The 17,191-nt window shown below is 63.4% G+C and carries 14 protein-coding genes; 9 read left to right on the plus strand and 5 right to left on the minus strand.

Annotation, left to right across the window (positions count from 1 at the left end):
* Nucleotides 1–227: 227 nt before the first annotated feature.
* From VC35_RS22865 to VC35_RS22890, 6 genes are all read left to right on the plus strand, one after another.
* Nucleotides 228–743: a flavin reductase family protein gene (locus VC35_RS22865; protein WP_046042741.1), complete on the plus strand. Its 516-nt coding sequence runs from the start codon at nt 228–230 to the stop codon at nt 741–743.
* 9 nt (nt 744–752) lie between these two features.
* Nucleotides 753–2,432: an FAD-binding protein gene (locus VC35_RS22870; protein WP_046042742.1), complete on the plus strand. Its 1,680-nt coding sequence runs from the start codon at nt 753–755 to the stop codon at nt 2,430–2,432.
* Nucleotides 2,420–3,175: a glucose 1-dehydrogenase gene (locus VC35_RS22875; RefSeq protein ID WP_046042743.1), complete on the plus strand. Its 756-nt coding sequence runs from the start codon at nt 2,420–2,422 to the stop codon at nt 3,173–3,175. The genes VC35_RS22870 and VC35_RS22875 overlap by 13 nt, the downstream gene beginning before the upstream one ends.
* A gap of 13 nt (nt 3,176–3,188) precedes the next feature.
* The gene (locus VC35_RS22880) at nt 3,189–4,271 is read left to right on the plus strand and encodes a ferredoxin--NADP reductase (protein ID WP_046042744.1); all 1,083 of its coding nucleotides are present in this window, start codon (nt 3,189–3,191) and stop codon (nt 4,269–4,271) included.
* Between the two features lie 262 nt (nt 4,272–4,533).
* Nucleotides 4,534–5,280, plus strand: a complete 747-nt coding sequence (locus VC35_RS22885) for an SDR family NAD(P)-dependent oxidoreductase (protein ID WP_046042745.1) — start codon at nt 4,534–4,536, stop codon at nt 5,278–5,280.
* A 72-nt stretch (nt 5,281–5,352) separates the two neighbouring features.
* Complete coding sequence (locus tag VC35_RS22890) at nt 5,353–6,933, plus strand: FadD3 family acyl-CoA ligase (protein WP_046042746.1); 1,581 nt, start codon at nt 5,353–5,355, stop codon at nt 6,931–6,933.
* Between the two features lie 249 nt (nt 6,934–7,182).
* On the opposite strand, the gene VC35_RS22895 is transcribed toward VC35_RS22890, so the two are convergent.
* Nucleotides 7,183–8,061 (minus strand): SDR family NAD(P)-dependent oxidoreductase, encoded by an 879-nt coding sequence (locus VC35_RS22895; protein ID WP_046042747.1) that lies wholly within the window; start codon nt 8,059–8,061, stop codon nt 7,183–7,185.
* Entirely contained in the window at nt 8,058–9,800 is a 1,743-nt protein-coding gene (locus tag VC35_RS22900) for an FAD-binding protein (protein WP_046042748.1), read from the minus strand. Before VC35_RS22900 ends, VC35_RS22895 begins: the two co-directional genes overlap by 4 nt.
* Before the next feature lie 326 nt (nt 9,801–10,126).
* Between VC35_RS22900 and VC35_RS22905 the strand changes: the two genes are divergently transcribed.
* The 3 genes from VC35_RS22905 to surE all read left to right on the plus strand — a co-directional run bounded on the left by VC35_RS22905 (nt 10,127) and on the right by surE (nt 14,103).
* Entirely contained in the window at nt 10,127–11,644 is a 1,518-nt protein-coding gene (locus VC35_RS22905) for a DUF1302 domain-containing protein (protein WP_311132823.1), read from the plus strand.
* Between the two features lie 23 nt (nt 11,645–11,667).
* A complete protein-coding gene (locus VC35_RS22910; protein WP_046042750.1) occupies nt 11,668–13,047 on the plus strand; it encodes a DUF1329 domain-containing protein in 1,380 nt (459 codons plus the stop codon).
* A gap of 78 nt (nt 13,048–13,125) precedes the next feature.
* Complete coding sequence (gene surE, locus VC35_RS22915; protein WP_046042751.1) at nt 13,126–14,103, plus strand: 5'/3'-nucleotidase SurE; 978 nt, start codon at nt 13,126–13,128, stop codon at nt 14,101–14,103.
* A 144-nt stretch (nt 14,104–14,247) separates the two neighbouring features.
* On the opposite strand, the gene VC35_RS22920 is transcribed toward surE, so the two are convergent.
* Genes VC35_RS22920 through VC35_RS22930 form a run of 3 tightly spaced genes read right to left on the minus strand, consistent with a single transcriptional unit; the run spans nt 14,248 to nt 17,106 of the window.
* Nucleotides 14,248–15,357: a 3,4-dihydroxy-2-butanone-4-phosphate synthase gene (locus VC35_RS22920; protein WP_046042753.1), complete on the minus strand. Its 1,110-nt coding sequence runs from the start codon at nt 15,355–15,357 to the stop codon at nt 14,248–14,250.
* Nucleotides 15,354–16,280 (minus strand): alpha/beta hydrolase, encoded by a 927-nt coding sequence (locus VC35_RS22925; protein WP_046042754.1) that lies wholly within the window; start codon nt 16,278–16,280, stop codon nt 15,354–15,356. Before VC35_RS22925 ends, VC35_RS22920 begins: the two co-directional genes overlap by 4 nt.
* A complete protein-coding gene (locus VC35_RS22930) occupies nt 16,267–17,106 on the minus strand; it encodes an SDR family NAD(P)-dependent oxidoreductase (RefSeq protein ID WP_046042755.1) in 840 nt (279 codons plus the stop codon). Before VC35_RS22930 ends, VC35_RS22925 begins: the two co-directional genes overlap by 14 nt.
* Between the last annotated feature and the right edge of the window lie 85 nt (nt 17,107–17,191).

A 17,191-nucleotide genomic window follows, 5' to 3' on the forward strand; every position in this document is an offset into this window, starting at 1 on the left:
AAGGGGCGAGACCTTTTGGTTACTTTTGGGGCGTTTGCCAAAAGTGACCCGCTGTAAGAGCGGAACCGTAAGCCGCCATTACCGCAGAAATGGATATGTACTCAACCCAAACCACCAGCCTGGTCGGCCCAGAGGCCGCCAAGGCCTAGTCCCCTCGGACGATGTGACGACTGGACGTCAGAGCAAGAATCCATCGCACTCCCCAACCAACAAAAAGGCCCAGTGCGATGAACGACGTCAATCTCAAAGCCGACATGCTCCAGGCCATGCGCCGCCTGGCCAAGTCAGTCACCATTATCAGCACCAGCAACGGCTCCGAACGCTTCGCCATGGCCGCCACGGCCGTCGACTCGCTGAGCACCGAGCCGCCATCGCTGCTGATCTGCGTGAACAAGACCGCCTCGCCCCACGCCGCACTGGCGACCGGCGCCGACTTCTGCGTCAACATCCTCGGCGTCGAGCAACAAGACCTCGCCAACCTGTGCAGCGGCGCGATCAAGGGCGAAGCACGCTTCGACCGGGGCAACTGGCTGACCAGCCCCGGCGGCATTCCTTACCTGGGTGACGCGCAGTCGGCGATCCTCTGCCGCCAGGACGGCCACTTCAGCTACGGCACCCACACCGTGTTCATCGGGCGCATCCTGCAGATTCACACCACCGACGCCATCACCCCGCTGGTCTACCTCGACGGCAGCTACACCACCACCGCCAAACCCGCACCTTCTCTCGCTGCTGCTGGCTGAGGCCCGAACATGGACAGCCTGAACCGGTTGACGGCGTTGCGAGTGAACAGCGCCGACCAGTTGCCATGGGATGACCGCTGCGATTTGCTGATCATCGGGTTTGGCGGTGCCGGCGCCTGTGCCGCCATCGAAGCCAGCACTCGCGGCCTGTCGGTGCTCGCACTGGATCGCTTCGAAGGCGGCGGCGCCACGGCGCTCAGCGGTGGCGTGGTGTATGCCGGCGGTGGTACGCCGTATCAGCGTCAGGCTGGCTATGAAGACAGCAGCGAAGCCATGTTCAATTACCTGCGTCAGGAAGTCGGCGAAGCCGTCAGCCACGAGACATTGCGCAATTTCTGCGACGACAGCCGCGAGCAACTGGCCTGGCTGGAGCGACAAGGCGCGGCCTTCGAGGCCAGCGTGCCACCGCACAAAACCTCGTACCCGAGTGACCAGTACTACCTCTATTACTCCGGCAACGAAGCCGTGCCGGCCTATGCCGCCAGCGCCAAACCGGCGCCCCGCGGTCATCGCACCAAAGGTCCGGGCATGTCCGGCGCCAGTCTGTTCGCCCCGCTCAAGGCCAGCGCCTTGCGTCATGGCGCACGCCTGCGCAGCCAGTGCGAAGTGCGGCGACTGGTGCTCGACCTCGACGACAAGGTCATTGGCGTCGAAGCCTGGCAGTTGCCGTCGGGTAGCCGCGCGGCCAAACAACATGCGCGTCTGTCACGCTGGGCCGCCGCCATTCATATGTACGCTCCGGCGCTGGCCGACCGCTTGCGCGCCCGTCAGCGCCGCATCGAACAGACCAGCGCCATTCGGCAATTGATTCGCGCCGAACAGGCGGTGTTGCTGAGCAGCGGTGGTTTTATCTTCAATCGCGAGCTGGTGCGCCAGTACGCGCCGCAGTACCTGGCCGGTCTGCCGCTGGGCGCCACCGGGTGCAATGGCAGCGGCATCGCCCTGGGCCAGAGCGTCGGTGGCAGCGTGGCGCGGATGGACAAGGTCAGCGCCTGGCGTTTCATCAATCCGCCACTGGCCTGGGCGCGCGGGCTGATCGTCAATGCCCGCGGACAACGTTATGCCAACGAAGAAATCTACGGCGCAACCCTCGGCCACGCCATGGTCGAAGAACAGGATGGTCGCGCCATTCTGATTCTCAATCGGGCGCTGGTTCGAGAAGCACTCAGTCAGGTCGGTCCCGGCAAGGTGTGGAATTTCCAGCGCCTGCCGGTACTGCTCAATCTGGTATTCAACGCCAAACGCAGCACCAGCCTGGCCGGCTTGGCCAAGCGCTGCAATCTGCCGCCCGAACTGCTGCGCCAGAGTGTCGAACGCTATTCCCGTGCGGCACGGGGTGAGGTCGCCGACGAGTTCGGCAAGTCCGCCGCGATGCTCGCCAACCTCGACCAGGGTCCGTGGTACGCCCTCGACCTGTCTTTCGACAGCAAACTCTTCCCCTGCCCGGTCATCACCCTGGGCGGGCTGAAGGTCTGCGAGGACAGCGGGCGTGTGCTGGACCACGCCGGCCAGCCAATAAACGGTCTCTACAGCGCCGGCCGCAATGCGGTCGGGGTCGCCTCCAACCTGTATGTCTCCGGCCTGTCCCTGGCCGATTGCATTTACTCCGGTCGCCGGGCTGCCGCCCACGTGGCCGACCAATTCGCACTTCAAACCGCACGATCAGGAGAACAACAATGCAACGTGTAGAAGGCAAAGTCTGCATCATCACCGGCGCCGCCAGCGGCATCGGTCGCGAAGACGCCCTGCTGCTGGCCCGTGAAGGTGCCAAAGTGGTACTGACCGACCTCAATGAAGAGGCCGGTCGCCAGGTGGCTGCAGAAATCGGCGCCAACGCGCTGTTCATCCGCCATGACATCGCCAACGAAAGCGACTGGCAACACGTGGTCAAGACCACCGTCGAACACTTCGGCCGTCTCGACGTGCTGGTCAACAACGCCGCGATCCTGGCGCTGGGCAGCATCGAAGACACCACCCTGGAGCTGTGGCAGAAGGTGCAGAAGATCAACGGCGAAGGCTACTTCCTCGGCTGCAAGTATGCGATCCAGGCCATGAAGGAAACCGGTGGCGGTTCGATCATCAACATGTCGTCGGTCGCCGCGTTGGGCGCGATGCCGATGTTCTGCGCTTACTCGGCGTCCAAAGGCGCGGTGGCGGCGATGACCCGTTCCATTGCGCTGCACTGCAAGCAGCAGGGTTACCGCATCCGCTGCAACAGCGTGCACCCCGATGGCGTGAACACACCGATGACCCAGGCCCTGGCCGGTGGTCAGCCAATCCCGCAGGAAGCGCTGGACCAGGACCCGATGAACCGCATGGCCGCGCCACGGGACATTGCCAACGTGGTGCTGTTCCTCGCCACCGACGAGTCGCGATTCGTCAACGGTGCCGAGATCCGCGTCGACAACGCCCAGCTGATCAGCGGGCTCTGAGGTCGAGGTGAACATGGGCACGCAACAACAGAACCTGACCCCGGCCGAACACACGACGGGAAGCGTCTCATTGCAAGTGTGCGCGGTGATCGACGAGACCGCCGATGCGCGCTCGCTGGTGCTGGACGTACCGCCAACCCTGCGTGAGCGCTTTCGCTACAAACCGGGCCAGTTCCTGAGTTTTCGCGTGCCCTTGGCCGGCAAACTGTTGACCCGCTGCTACTCCATGGCCAGCTCACCCCTCGCGGATGCGCTGCCCAAGGTCACGGTGAAACGGGTCGATGGCGGCCGAGTGTCGAACTGGATGAACGAAGTGCAGGTCGGCGACTGGCTGGAAGTACTGCCACCGGCCGGACTTTTCTGCCTGGACCCGCAGGCGGACACCGAAAAGCCCCTGGTCCTGTTCGGGGGCGGTTCGGGCATCACCCCGGTGTTTTCCATTCTCAAGTCGGTGCTGCACAGCAGTCGGCGGCCGATCAAGTTGATCTACGCCAACCGCGATGAAGCCTCGGTGATTTTCAAGGACGAGCTGTGCCAGTTGATCAAGGCGCATCCTGATCAACTGCACGTGGTGCACGTCCTCGATTCGGTGCAGGGTTTCCTGACGGACCATCAGGTCCGTCATCTGCTGCGCGGATCGGCCGGCGGCGACTACTTCATCTGCGGGCCGGGACCGTTCATGGACACCGTGGAGCGCACCCTGCTGGCACTGGGCGAAGCGGCCGAGCGGATCCATGTCGAACGTTTCGTCTCGCCACCGGACCCCGACGAACTGTTGGCCGAAGAAGCCCACGCCCGCGAGGCAGCGATGGGGTCGCAGTGCGAAGCGATGATCGTCGAGCTCGATGGCGAACAACACGAAATCGCCTGCCAGCCCGGCGACACCCTGCTGCAAAGTTGCAAGGCCGCCGGCCTCGACGTGCCTTCGTCCTGTGAAGAAGGTTTCTGCGGGGCCTGCATGTGCGTGGTCAAGGAAGGAGAGGTTCAGTTGGCGCGCAACGATGTGCTGACGCCCAAGGAACTCGCCGACGGTTGGACGCTGGCCTGCCAGAGCCGACCGACGGGTGCCCGGGTACACCTGAAATTCCCTGACTGAAGTTCACTCAAGGACAAACACTGCACCTGTGGCGAGGGAGCTTGCTCCCGTTGGGCCGCGAGCGGCCCCAAAAAACCTGAAAGCGACGACTGCTTCGCAGCCGAGCGGGAGCAAGCTCCCTCGCCACAGGTGAGTTATGACTGAACGACTTTGCCGGACTGAGGGGCTTTGTCGCCTTAGTCTCAACGGACGATCACTCGGGCCCGGTCTGCGGTTAGACTCGGCCCCAGCATTAGCCCACAACAATAAAAGAGGTGCAGTTATGGCTCGTTTGCAGAATAAGGTCGCGGTGGTCACCGGCGGCGCTTCGGGTATCGGTCTGGCCTGTGTGCGCCGTTTCGCTGCCGAAGGTGCGCAAGTGGTCGGGCTCGACATCGGCAGTGCACCGGCAGACTTTCCCGGCCTGTTCATGACCCTGGACGTGCGCGACGAGGCGCAGGTGCAGCAGGTCATGCAAGAAGTCATCAGCCGCTTCGGGCGCATCGATGTACTGGTCAATGCCGCCGGTGTCGCCGACCAGGGCAGCGTGACCCAGACCACCACCGCCAACTGGCAACGGGTGATGGACATCAACCTGACCGGCAGCATGCTCACCAGCAAATACGCGCTGGAATCGATGGTGTCGCAACGCGGAGGCTCGATCATCAACGTCGGTTCGATCTTCGGCCTGCAAGGCTGCGACGGCAACGTGGCGTACAACGTGTCCAAGGGCGGCATCAATCAGCTGACCCGCTCGATGGCCATCGACTACGGCTACGCTAACGTTCGCGTCAACGGCCTGTGCCCGGGCCTGATCGAAACGCCGATGACCAGCATGGTCCGTGACAATGACGCGTTCCACGCGTTTTTCGCCTCGCAGCACATGCTCAGCCGCTCCGGGCAACCGGAAGAAGTGGCCAACGTCGCGCTGTTCCTGGCCTCGGACGAAGCGTCCTTTGTCAGCGGCCAGATGATCGCCGTGGACGGTGGTTTCTCCGCCGGTCGCCGTTTCGCCCCGCCTGCCCAGTAATTCGCAATCCGGCCGGGCGCCCTGCCCGGCCTACTCCCTTTTTCGTACTTGTCTTCTAACCGGGGAGGCCCCATGCCGCCTGTCGCCACCGCACTGACCATCGCTCAACTGTTCGCCAACGCTGCCCAGGCCTACGGCGACCGCCCGGCCATCGAGGACGCGGGCCACGTCATCAGCTATCGACAACTGGACCAACTGCGTCGCCAGGCTGCCCGCGCACTGCTGGCCCTCGACGTACAGGTCGGGGACCGCGTGGCAATCTGGGCGCCCAACGTGTGGGAATGGATCGTTGCCGCCGGCGCCCTGCAAAGTGTCGGCGCCGCTCTGGTACCGCTCAATACCCGGATGAAGGGCAGCGAGGCCGGCTACATCCTGCGCGAAAGCGGCACCTGCGTACTGTTTGCCATCGGCGAATTCCTCGGCACGGACTACCCCGGCATGCTGGCGTCGGAAGACCTGCCTGAGCTGCGTCACATCGTCAGCGTGCGTGGCGCCAATTCGGGCACCCTGGCCTGGGAACGGTTTATGGACCTGGGCGTCGACGTGCCGCACCTGGCCTTGCGCACCCGCGAACAAAGCGTAACTCCGCAGGCCCTCTCCGACGTGCTGTTCACCTCGGGCACCACCGGCAAGCCCAAAGGCGTGATGACCAGCCACGGCCAGAACCTGCGAATCGTTCGGGACTGGAGCGATATCGTCGGCTTGCGCGAAAGCGATCGCTACCTGATCGTCAATCCGTTCTTCCACTCTTTCGGCTACAAGGCCGGTTGGCTGGCCGCCTTGATGCGTGGCTGCACCCTCCTGCCCCAGCAAGTGTTCGATGTGCAGGCCGTGCTCGAATGCGTGCAACGGGAACGCATCACCGTGTTACCGGGGCCACCCACGTTGTATCAGTCACTGCTGGCCCATCCGCAACGCAGTGACTTCGACCTGAGTTCCCTGCGTGTGGCGGTGACCGGGGCGGCGGCGATCCCGGTGGAGATGATCCACCGCATGCGCGACGAACTCGGCTTCGCCACCATCGTCACCGCGTATGGCCTGACGGAAGTCTGCGGTTTCGCCACGATCTGCCGCGCCGGCGACTCCGCGGAACTGGTCGCCAACACCAGTGGCCGGGCGATGCCGGGGGTAGAAGTACGCTGTGTCGGCAACAACGGCCGCAGCCAGCCAGCGAACATTCCCGGTGAAGTGCAGATTCGTGGCTACAACCTGATGCAGGGTTATCTCAACAACCCCGAAGCCAGCGAGGAGATTCTCGACGCCGATGGCTGGCTGCACACCGGCGACATCGGCATGCTCGACGAACAGGGTTACCTGCGCATCACCGACCGCCTCAAGGACATGTTCATCACTGGCGGCTTCAATGTGTACCCGGCGGAGATCGAACAGTGTCTGCTGACCTATCCGGGTGTGGCCCAGGCAGCGGTGATCGGGATTCCCGATGAGCGCATGGGTGAGGTGGCGATGGCGTTCCTGCTGCCCGCGCCGGGGATGGAAATCGAACAGGCACGGTTCCTCGCCTGGTGCCGTGAGCAGATGGCCAACTACAAGGTTCCGCGCCGGGTGCAGGTGCTGCAGAAGATGCCGATCAATGCGGCGGGGAAAGTGACGAAGAATGTGTTGCGCGAGTGGGCATTGCAGCCCGCCGACTAAACGCAATCCCTGTAGGAGCGAGCCTGCTCGCGATGGTGTGTCAGTCGACATCAATGCAACTGATAGACCATCGCGAGCAGGCTCGCTCCTACAGGGTTCGGGGGTGCACAAAAATTTCCCGCCCGACACAGTTCAACTGTAGGAGTGAGCCTGCTCGCGATAGCGGTAGAACATTCAACATCACTGTTGTCTGATCTGGCCCAATCGCGAGCAAGCTCGCTCCCACAGGTTTTGAGTTTTACCGACGAGTCAGACCACCCGCGCCGGATGCTGCTGGCGCGGGTCGCCGAGCATGGCGCGGTGGGATGGTGGCTGGCGACCTTCGGCTTCGCTGATGCCGTAGCCTGGGGCGATTTCGGCGGTGATCAGGGTCTGCCCGGACAACGCCATCAACTGCGGATCATTGAGCAAGGCATGGATCACCCGCCCGTTGAATTGCGGGGTTTCGGCGTGGGCGAGAAACGCCTGGTACTGCTCGCCATGCTGCTCACCGGCAATCTTCGTGCGTTCGGTCAGTTGCGGGCCAAGCCACAGCGACAACGCCGCCACGCCCTGCCCTTCGAAATCGATCGCCATGTCCGCCGCCAGCTTGTCGACGCCGGCCTTTTGCGCGCCGTACGCCGGGCCATGCATGTAGCAGCCGGCACCGAACGACGAGGTGAAGCAAATCAGCCCCTGGGCACTCTTCAGCAACAGCGGCGCGGCGTAGAAGCTGGCGATGTAGGCCGAGCGCAGACCGACGTCAAGAATGCGCACCAGGTCCAGCGGTTTGGCCCAGAACGGCCCCGGCTCGATCAACTGGTCATGGATGAACGCAGCGTTGTTCACCAGCAGATCCAGATGCCCGCACTCTGCTTCTACTCGGGCAAACAGCGCCTGAACCTGCGCGTCATCGGCGTGATCACAAACCACCGCGATACCACGCCCACCGGCAGCGGTGATCGCGGCGGCGGTGTCCTCCAGCGAGCCGCGCAAGGCATGCCCGTACAAATTCGATCCGCCCTGCGTCGGGGCGCGACCGGTGACATACACCGTCATGCCCGCCGCCCCGAGGGCCAGGGCAATACCCTGCCCGACTCCGCGACTGGCGCCGGTCACTACGGCGATCTGTGGATGCTGGTTGTTCATTCGACACTCCCGAACAAGGTTTTCGCCGAAGCGGTTTCGCTCTGGCGCTTGATGTGATTGGCGGCCAGGTAACCGAAGGTCATGGCCGGGCCGATGGTCGAACCGGCGCCCGGATAGGTGCGGCCCATCATCGAGGCCGCGCTGTTGCCGATGGCGTACAGGCCGTTGATCGGTTCGCCGTCTTCATGCAGCACGCGGGCGTGCACGTCGGTCAGCAGGCCACCCTTGGTGCCGATGTCGCCAGCGTCGATGCGCACGGCGTAGAACGGCCCCTTGAGCAACGGCGCCAGGCACGGATTGGGTTGCACGTTCGGGTCGCCGTAGTAGCGATCGAACAGCGATTCACCCTTGTGGAAATCCTCGTCGACACCCTGCACGGCCATGCCGTTGAAGCGCTGCACGGTGCGCACCAGCCCGTCGGCGTCGACGCCGATTTTCGTCGCCAGTTCTTCCAGGCTCGACGCCTTGTGGAAGTAGTCGCGCAGGTGCTCGGGCAATTGCCAATCGCGCTGGGCATAACCCGGCAGCAAGGCGCCGCAAGGGTATTTGCGGCGGAACTCGGCGTCGAACACCATCCAGCACGGCACGCTCGCGGCGCCTTCGCGGTTGTTGGCGTACATCGCGTAAACGATATCGGTATAGGGCGCGGCCTCGTTGACGAAACGCTCCCCCGCCGCGTTGACCATCACACACCCCGGCAGGGTGCGTTCAACGAACAGCGCGCGCTGTTTTTCTTCGCCCTTGACGTAGGTGGTCGGCGCCCACCAGCTGTGCTCCATCAGCGCGGTCCGCGCGCCAAGGGCCTGGCCGGCGCGGATGCCGTCGCCGGTATTGTTGGGCGGCGTGGCGCTCCAGTTGGCCCGGGACGGCTGCGGCAGGTACTGCTCGCGCATCGCCTGGTTACGCTCGAAACCACCGGCGGCGATGATCACCCCGTAGCGCGCCTTGACGTTGAGCAACTGACCGTTGCGATTGACCCGCGCCCCGCCGACCCGGTCGCCGACCAGCAGCAGCTCTTCGAGCGCACAGTTGAGCCACAGCGACTTGCCGCGATCCTGCAACGAACAGCGCAAGGCACCGATCAAGGCATTGCCCAGGGTCAGGAAACGGTCGCGACGGGACAAGCGCCGCCCCTCGCGATCACGCCAGTAGCGCCACATCACCCGCAAGGTCAGGCGCAACCAGCCGGGGCCACGGCACAGCAGCACCTGCGCCTCTTTCATGGTCATCGCCATGCGCCCCATCATCAGGGTGCCGGGGGACGGAGCGCGCATGCGCAAAAATTCTTCACCGAGTTCAGCGGCATCGAACGGTTGTGGATCCATCGAGCGATAGCCCGGTTTTCCACCCTCGACCTCCGGATAGTAATCGGCGTAGCGCGGTTGCGCTTCGAAGCGCACGCGGGTGTGTTGTTCCAGGTACTCGACCATCTCCCGGCCGTGCTCGACATAGGCTTCGATGCGCCCGTCGTCGATCTCGCCATGGGTCACGGCGCGGATGTAGGCAATCGCTTCGGCCGCCGAATCACTGCCGCCTATCGCATTGATCCGGTGGTTGTTGGGGATCCAGATGCCGCCGCCGGACACTGCCGAGGTGCCGCCGTACTCGCCGCTCTTTTCGATCAACAGCGCATTCAGGCCCAGGTCGTGAGCGCGCAGCGCAGCGGTCATGCCCCCGGCTCCCGAGCCAATCACCAACACATCACAGCACTCGTCCCATTTGATCCCGGCAGCGTTCATGCGATCACCCTTGTTCAGCGCCCATCAGGCAGAAACCGCCACCGCCGGATCTTCGCCCGGTGCAGTCGGTCTCGGGATTGTTCGCCGCGCGCGCCGGGTGTTCATCGTCCGATAAGACTAAGGCCAGGACGGCTGCCGCCCTGTACAAATCGCTTAGTCCGCTTGGACGATGTTGCGCGCAAGTCGTGACTCCATAGTCGCCCACAGCACCAATCACCCCCCTGAAATGCAGGTCGGGCAGGTCTGACCTGGGCCATGAGGACGACATGATAAAAACAATAATCGCCCCACCAACACAGCACCCTCGCACACAGCTTGTTCTATTGATGCTGGCTGGCGGACTTAGCGCTCACGTTAACGCCATGAGCTTTCAGCCAAGCGAAGACTTGAGCATCGACTGGGACACCACACTGACGTACAGCCTCGCCTGGCGGACCGAGTCACGCGATCACAAACTGACCGCCAATGCCAACGGCAACGACGGCGACAACGCGTTCGACAAAGGCAGCCTGATCAACAACCGCAGCGGTTTTCTCACCGAAGCCAACATCAAGTGGCAAGACGACTACGGCGTGTTTGTCCGGGCGACGGGCTTCTACGACAACGTCTACGATCAGGACAACGACAACACCACCGGCACTTCCAACTGCTTCGCCGGCGGCCATTGCAGTCAGCCTGACCGCTTCTCCCAGGACACCATCGACCAGCACCGCAATGAACTGCGCATGCTCGATTACTATGCCTATGGCACCTGGGACGTGGGCGGCCATGCCTTCAACGCGCGCCTGGGTAACCAGGTGGTGAGCTGGGGTGAGAGCCTGTTCTATCCGGGTATTTCCGCGGCCCAGAGCCCGGTGGACGCGACCAAGGCGACCACCCCCGGCGTCGAGGTCAAGGAAATTCTGCTGCCGGTCGGCCAACTGTTCACCCAGTTTGCCCTGACCGAAAGCCTGGGTATCCAGGCCTACTACCAATACAAGTGGGAAAAGACCGAGCTGTTCGGCGTGGGTAGCTACTTCTCCACCACCGACTTCATCGATGAGGGCGGCTTCAACGACGCCTCCGGTTTCGTCACCCGTCTGAAGGACGACAAACCGAGCGACAGCGGCCAGTACGGTGTCGCCTTCACCTACGCCGCCGAGTCGCTGAACAACACCGAGTTCGGCCTCTTCTACTCGCGCTATCACGACAAGACGCCGTCGCTGGATTTCGCGACGAACCTGGGCCGCTACCAGGTGCGCTACTTCGACAACATCGACCTGTTCGGCGCGAGCTTCGCCACCGTGCTGGGCGACGTCAGTTGGGCTGGTGAAGTCAGCTACCGCGACGGCACGCCGGTGATGGTCAACAACGGTTTCTCCAGCCCCGTGCGTGGCAAGACCGTACAAGCGCAGACGTCGATGATCTATGTGCTCGGCCCGACCGCCTTCGCCGACAACACCAGCCTGACTGGCGAGGTGGTCTACAACACCGTGGTCAGCAACGACAAGTCGCAACCGGTGACCTTGGCGCCGGGCTTCGCGCTGCCGGGAACCGACAGCCTGGTCTATGACCGCGATGCCTGGGGCTACACGGTGCAGGCGAACTTTGACTACAACGACGTGTTCAGCGGATGGGACATGTCGGTGCCTGTCACTTTCAGCGCCGCCGCTCACGGCGACAGCTCGATGGTCGGCTCGATCAACGCCGGCCAGAACGATAACCGCGCCAGCATCGGCAGTTCGTGGCGCTACCTGGGCAACTTCACCGTCGAGGCCCGCTACAACGCCTACCTCGGCAATGCCAACAACAGCCCGTTGGCCGACCGCGACAACGTCGCGCTCAACTTCAAGTACCGGTTCTGATTCCCCTGTCGGAGGAGCACAGCATGTCCAGATTCACCCAAACCATATTGAGCACGGCGCTGACCGTCGGCCTGCTCGGCAGTGGCCTGGCCTACGCCAAGGTCAGCCCCGAAGAAGCCAACCGCCTTGGCCAGGACCTGACCCCGATGGGCGCCGAAAAAGCCGGCAACGCCGACGGCAGCATCCCGGCCTGGTCCGGCAAATGGCGCGGTCTGCCACCTGGTCTCAAATACGCCGGTCCCGGCACGCCGTACCCGGATCCGTACGCGGCGGAAAAACCGCTGTTCGTGATTGATTCGAAGAACATGGACAAGTACGCCGACAACCTGACCGATGGCCAGAAAGCGCTGCTCAAGCGTTACCCTGACACCTTCAAGATCCCGGTGTACCCAAGCCATCGCGACTTCCGCCTTGATCAGAAGATGGAAGACCTGATCAAGAAAAACGCCGTCACTGCCGAACTCGACAATGACAACAACGACACGAAAAACGCCTGGGGTGCCTCGCCGTTCCCGATCCCGAAGAACGGCAGCGAGTTGATGTTCAACCACACCTTGCAGGGGCGTGCCAACACCGAAGAAGCCAACTACGGCCAGGCGGTGATCTACTCCAACAAGGAAAAGGTACTCGAAGAGGTCAACTACAAGATCTTCTCGATCTGGTCGAGCCCGGACAAGACCCTGGAGACCGCTGACGGCGTGCTCACCAACTTCCTGATCACCACCCTGGAACCGGTGCGCAAGAAAGGCGAGATCGTGGTCGGTCACGAATTCATCAACCCGACCGCCTCCCCGCGCCAGGCCTGGCAGTACAGCCCGGGCCAACGCCGGGTACGTCGCGCGCCGACCGTGGGCTATGACTCGCCGACCGGTGCGGGAGGTTTTCGTGTGTACGACGAAGACCGTTTGTTCAACGGTGCGCCAGACCGCTACAACTGGACCATCGTCGGTAAAAAAGAGATCTACATTCCGTACCACAACTACAAGATCGACGACCCGAGCGTGACCTCCGACCAGATCCTGGCCACCACCGGTCACGTCGATCCGCAGTACATGCGCTACGAGAAACACCGCGTCTGGGTGTTGCAGGCCAACCTCAAGGAAGGTGCCCGCCACGTGTACGCCAAGCGCGTGCTGTACCTCGACGAGGACACCTGGTCCGCGACCATGGCCGACAACTACGACAGCCGTGGCCAGTTGTGGCGCACCAACATGCAGACCTCGATCTACGCCTACGAGATACAGCGCTACCACGCTCGCCTCGGGATCTACCACGACCTGATCGCCGGCTCCTACCTGGTTGACCGCATGCTGATCGATCAGAAACCGGCCAAGCTCAATGCCACCGCCTTCACCGAAGACGAATTCACCCCTGGCAACCTGCGCAAACTCGGCACCCGCTAAACTCACCGCGCCCCGACCGAATCATTCGGTCGGGGCGTTGTGCTTTGTAAAATCCGCGCCTCCCACGGAAGACTCCCCATGAACAAACTCCTCACCGGCATCATCGCCATGGCCAGCGTTGGCCTGTCGATGCAAGCCAACGCCCTGAACATCCTGCTGACCAACGACGATGGCTGCCGCGCACCCGGCATCGATGCGATGTACCGCGCCCTGACCACTGCCGGGCACAAGGTCACCCTGGTCGGCCCGTTGAACGACAGCAGCGGCATCAGCGCCGCCAGCGTGGTCGTACCCGGCCAGGCCCTGGCGGTGACCGAACTGGCGCCGGGCCGGTTTTGCGTCGGGCCGCCAGAGGGCTACAGCCCACCTGCCGGCAAGACCTCCGCCATTGGCACGCCTGTGGATGCGGTCAATGTCGGCCTCGATGTGATCCTCAAGGATTCGCCGCCAGACCTGGTGGTGTCCGGCAGCAACTTCGGTGAAAACGTCGGCCCGCTGACGCAGATGTCCGGCACCCTCAACGCCGCCGTGCGCGCCATGTTCAAGGGGATTCCGGCGGTGGCGGTGTCCACGGCCATCGACATGGACCTGATCATCCGCGACCAGCAGGCCGGCTACCGCAAGACCCTCGGCGCCATGGACGACACGGCGCGCTTTGCCGTGAAGGTCATCGAACAGGCGAGCCTGGCCGGTACAGAAGCCAGACAGGCCTGCGCCAGGAACAAACATCAGTGTGATTTGAACGTGCTCGGCCTGCCGGGTGCCAGCGGCCTGAACCTCAACTACCCGCCCCTGAAACCCGATGAAGTCAAAGGCGTGAGCTTTGCGCCTATCGGCAACTGGGACCGCGTGAACTTCACCTCACAGCGCGGCGCCGATGGCGTGGTCCACGTCAACCTGGCCCCGCCGTCGACACCGACCGAAGCCCAGCAAAAGGCCGATGCCTATCAACTGTGGCAAGGCCACGCGGTGATCACCGTGATCGACGGCAACATGACCGCGCCGCAGGCGGTGCAGGATCAGGCGAAGAAGATGTTGCGCGGGATCAAGCCTTAAGCCAACACGGAACCTGTGGAAAATACAAACATGTGGCGAGGGAGCTTGCTCCCGCTCGGGCGCGAAGCGGCCGTAAGATTTTTACGACTGCTGCGCAGCCGAACGGGAGCAAGCTCCCTCGCCACAGGTGTATGTCAATTCAAGTCACGGTTGAAACGGCACGAATTCCGTCACTTCCAGGTCAAACCCGGAAACGGCGGTGTACGGCACCGGCGAACTCATCAGGCGCATTTTGCGCACGTTCTGGTCCCGCAGGATCTGCGCGCCGATGCCCAAAGTCCGTTGCGGAAACTGTGGCGCCCGGTGTTTGCCTCCACTGCGCTGACGCAGTTGTTCGAGCACGCCCTCGGCCGATTCCTTTTGCGCCAGCAGCACCAGCACACCGCTACCGGCCGCCGCGATACTGGCCAGCGAACGTTCCAGGGTCCACTGTTGCGGCCCGCCTTCGCTTTCACAGCCCAGTACGTCACGCAACGTCTCGATGCTTTGCACCCGCACCAGCGCCGGTTGCGTGCAGTCGATCCGGCCCTTGACCAGCGCCAGGTGCAACGAGCCCTGGTAGGTGTCCTGATAGGTGGTCACCTGGAACTCGCCGTGACGGGTTTGCAACGGATATTCGCCGCCGCGCTCGATCGTGCCTTCATGCAGGATGCGGTAGTGAATCAGGTCGGCAATGGTGCCGATCCGCAAGCCATGGCGCTGGGCGAATTCATGCAGCTCGGCACCACGGGCCAGTTCACCGTCCTCGTTGAGAATGCCCACCAGGGTTGCCGCCGGTTGCAGCCCCGCCAGTCGTGTCAGGTCGCAAGCGGCCTCGACATGGCCGGCCCGCTGCATCACGCCACCGGGCAAGGCCTGCACCGGGAAGATATGCCCCGGTTGCACCAGGTCCGTCGGAACGCTGGCCGGGTCGACCGCCACCTGGATCGACCGCGCCCGGTCCGCCGCCGAGATGCCGGTGGACACCCCGGTGGCGGCTTCGATCGAGCGGGTAAAACCCACGCCATGTTGCGCCCGGGAGTTGGGCACCATCAGGTCCAGGCCCAGCGCGCGGCAGCGCTGCTCGGTCAGGGCCAGGCAAATCAGCCCGCGTGCCTGCACTGCCATGAAGGTGACAGCCTCGGCCCCGGCCTGTTCGGCGGCCATCAGTAGCGAGCCTTCGCCGTTGTGCTCGTCGTCGGTGATCACCACCATCCGACCGGCGCCGATGGCCTCGATCAGTTGCGGCACCGTGTTGAAAACCAGGCCGCTCATTTGAGTGCCCCGCGCAAATCGGCGCAAGCTTCTGTCAACGCTTGTGCTGCTGCTTCAACAAACGGCGCCATGCTGATAAAGCCGTGAATCATGCCTTCGTAACGCTGCACGCGCACCGCCACACCGGCTTCGCGCAGGTACTCGGCCAATGCCTCGCCCTCGTCCCGCAGCGGATCGAACCCGGCGGTGAACAATGTGGTCGGCGGCAAGCCTGCCAGGCTCTCGGCGCGCAATGGCGAGGCCAAAGGATCATCCGCCTGCCCGACATCTTGCAGGTACTGCTGCCAGAACCAGCGCATCATCCCGGCGGAAAGCAGATAGCTCTCGGCGAAGTCTTCGAAGGACTGACTGTCGCAACCCGCATCGGTGACCGGGTAAAACAGGCACTGATAACTGATCTTCGGCCCCCCGCGCTGTACCGCCAACTGACTGACCGCCAGCGCCAGATTGCCTCCGGCGCTGTCCCCGGCCACAGCCAGTCGACTGCCATCGACGCGCAGTTCAGCCGCGTGCTCGACCAGCCAGCAGGTCGCCGCATAACAATCGAGGGGTGCCGCCGGGAACGGGTTTTCCGGGGCCAGTCGGTACGCGACCGACACCACCGCCGCTTCGGTCTGGCGAGCCAATGAGCGGCAGAGATTGTCGTGGGTATCGAGATTGCCCATGACAAAGCCGCCGCCATGGAAAAACACCAGCAACGGCAGGTTGGGTTCTTCCGATGGCCGGTACAGCCGTGCGTCCAGTTCACCGTCCGCGCCGGCCACCCGTAGGTCGCGCACCTCGCTCATCGGTTCGCCGGGGATGGCCGGCAGCATATTGTCGGAGAACTGCCGGTACTGAGCGGCATCGACCTGACTGAAATCGGGCTCCGGGATGTCGCGAAACTGCTGGAGAACCCCAGCGATCTGCTTATCGAGCGGCATGGGCATCGTCCTCTACGTCGGCCATTTGAAACTGCGGATTGGTCTCGCCCAGGATGCTTTGTACCCGGCGCTCAAGGGCCGGCTTGAAACCCTTGTGGGGCAGGATCCAGAAGCGTTTTTGCGCGACGGCGGCGAACACTTGCGCGGCCAGTTCCGCCGGGGTCATGCCCTGGCGAATGGTGCTGTCGAGCAGTTGGCTGAAGTCGGATCCGGCGGTGTCCACCACCTGGTTCGACGCCATGATTTCACTGGCCACCGGCCCCGGGCACAGCACCGAAACCGATACCGGCGCACCGATCATGGCGAGTTCGTAATGCAGGGTTTCCGAGAGCGCAACCACGGCCTGCTTGGTCACGTTGTACGGCGCCATCAGCGGGCTGCTGACCAGCCCGGCAAGGGACGCCGTGTTGATCACATGGGCGGCCCGGCCCTGGCTGAGCAACAGCGGCACAAAGGTGCGAATGCCGTTGATCACGCCATTGAGGTTGACGTCCAGCATGCGCTGCCATTGCGCCTCGGTGATTTCCCAGCTGAAGCCGGTTTGCATCACCCCGGCGTTGTTGAACAGCAGGTCGACCCCGCCAAAGTGCTCCACAGCCCGGTCACGCAAGCGCTCGACCTGCGTTACATCACCGACATCGGTAACGCAGGCAATCGCTTGCACACCGCTGGCCTGCAATTCGTCGCACAGGGCTTGCAGGCCCGCTGCATCCCGATCCGCCAGCACCAGGCGAATGCCCAGCGTCGCCGCGTGTTCGGCCAGGCCGCGGCCAATACCACTGGCGGCCCCGGTAATCACCGCTACCGGCCCTTGTTCATTACTCATCGCCAACTCCTGCCATGGGTCCAATGGCGCCAGTAGAGCGGGCCTACTTGAAGCGGCCATCGTCCATTCAGACGATGCCCGCTTT

Origin of the sequence: Pseudomonas fluorescens, assembly GCF_000967965.1 — a bacterium.
Classification (GTDB): domain Bacteria; phylum Pseudomonadota; class Gammaproteobacteria; order Pseudomonadales; family Pseudomonadaceae; genus Aquipseudomonas; species Aquipseudomonas grandcourensis.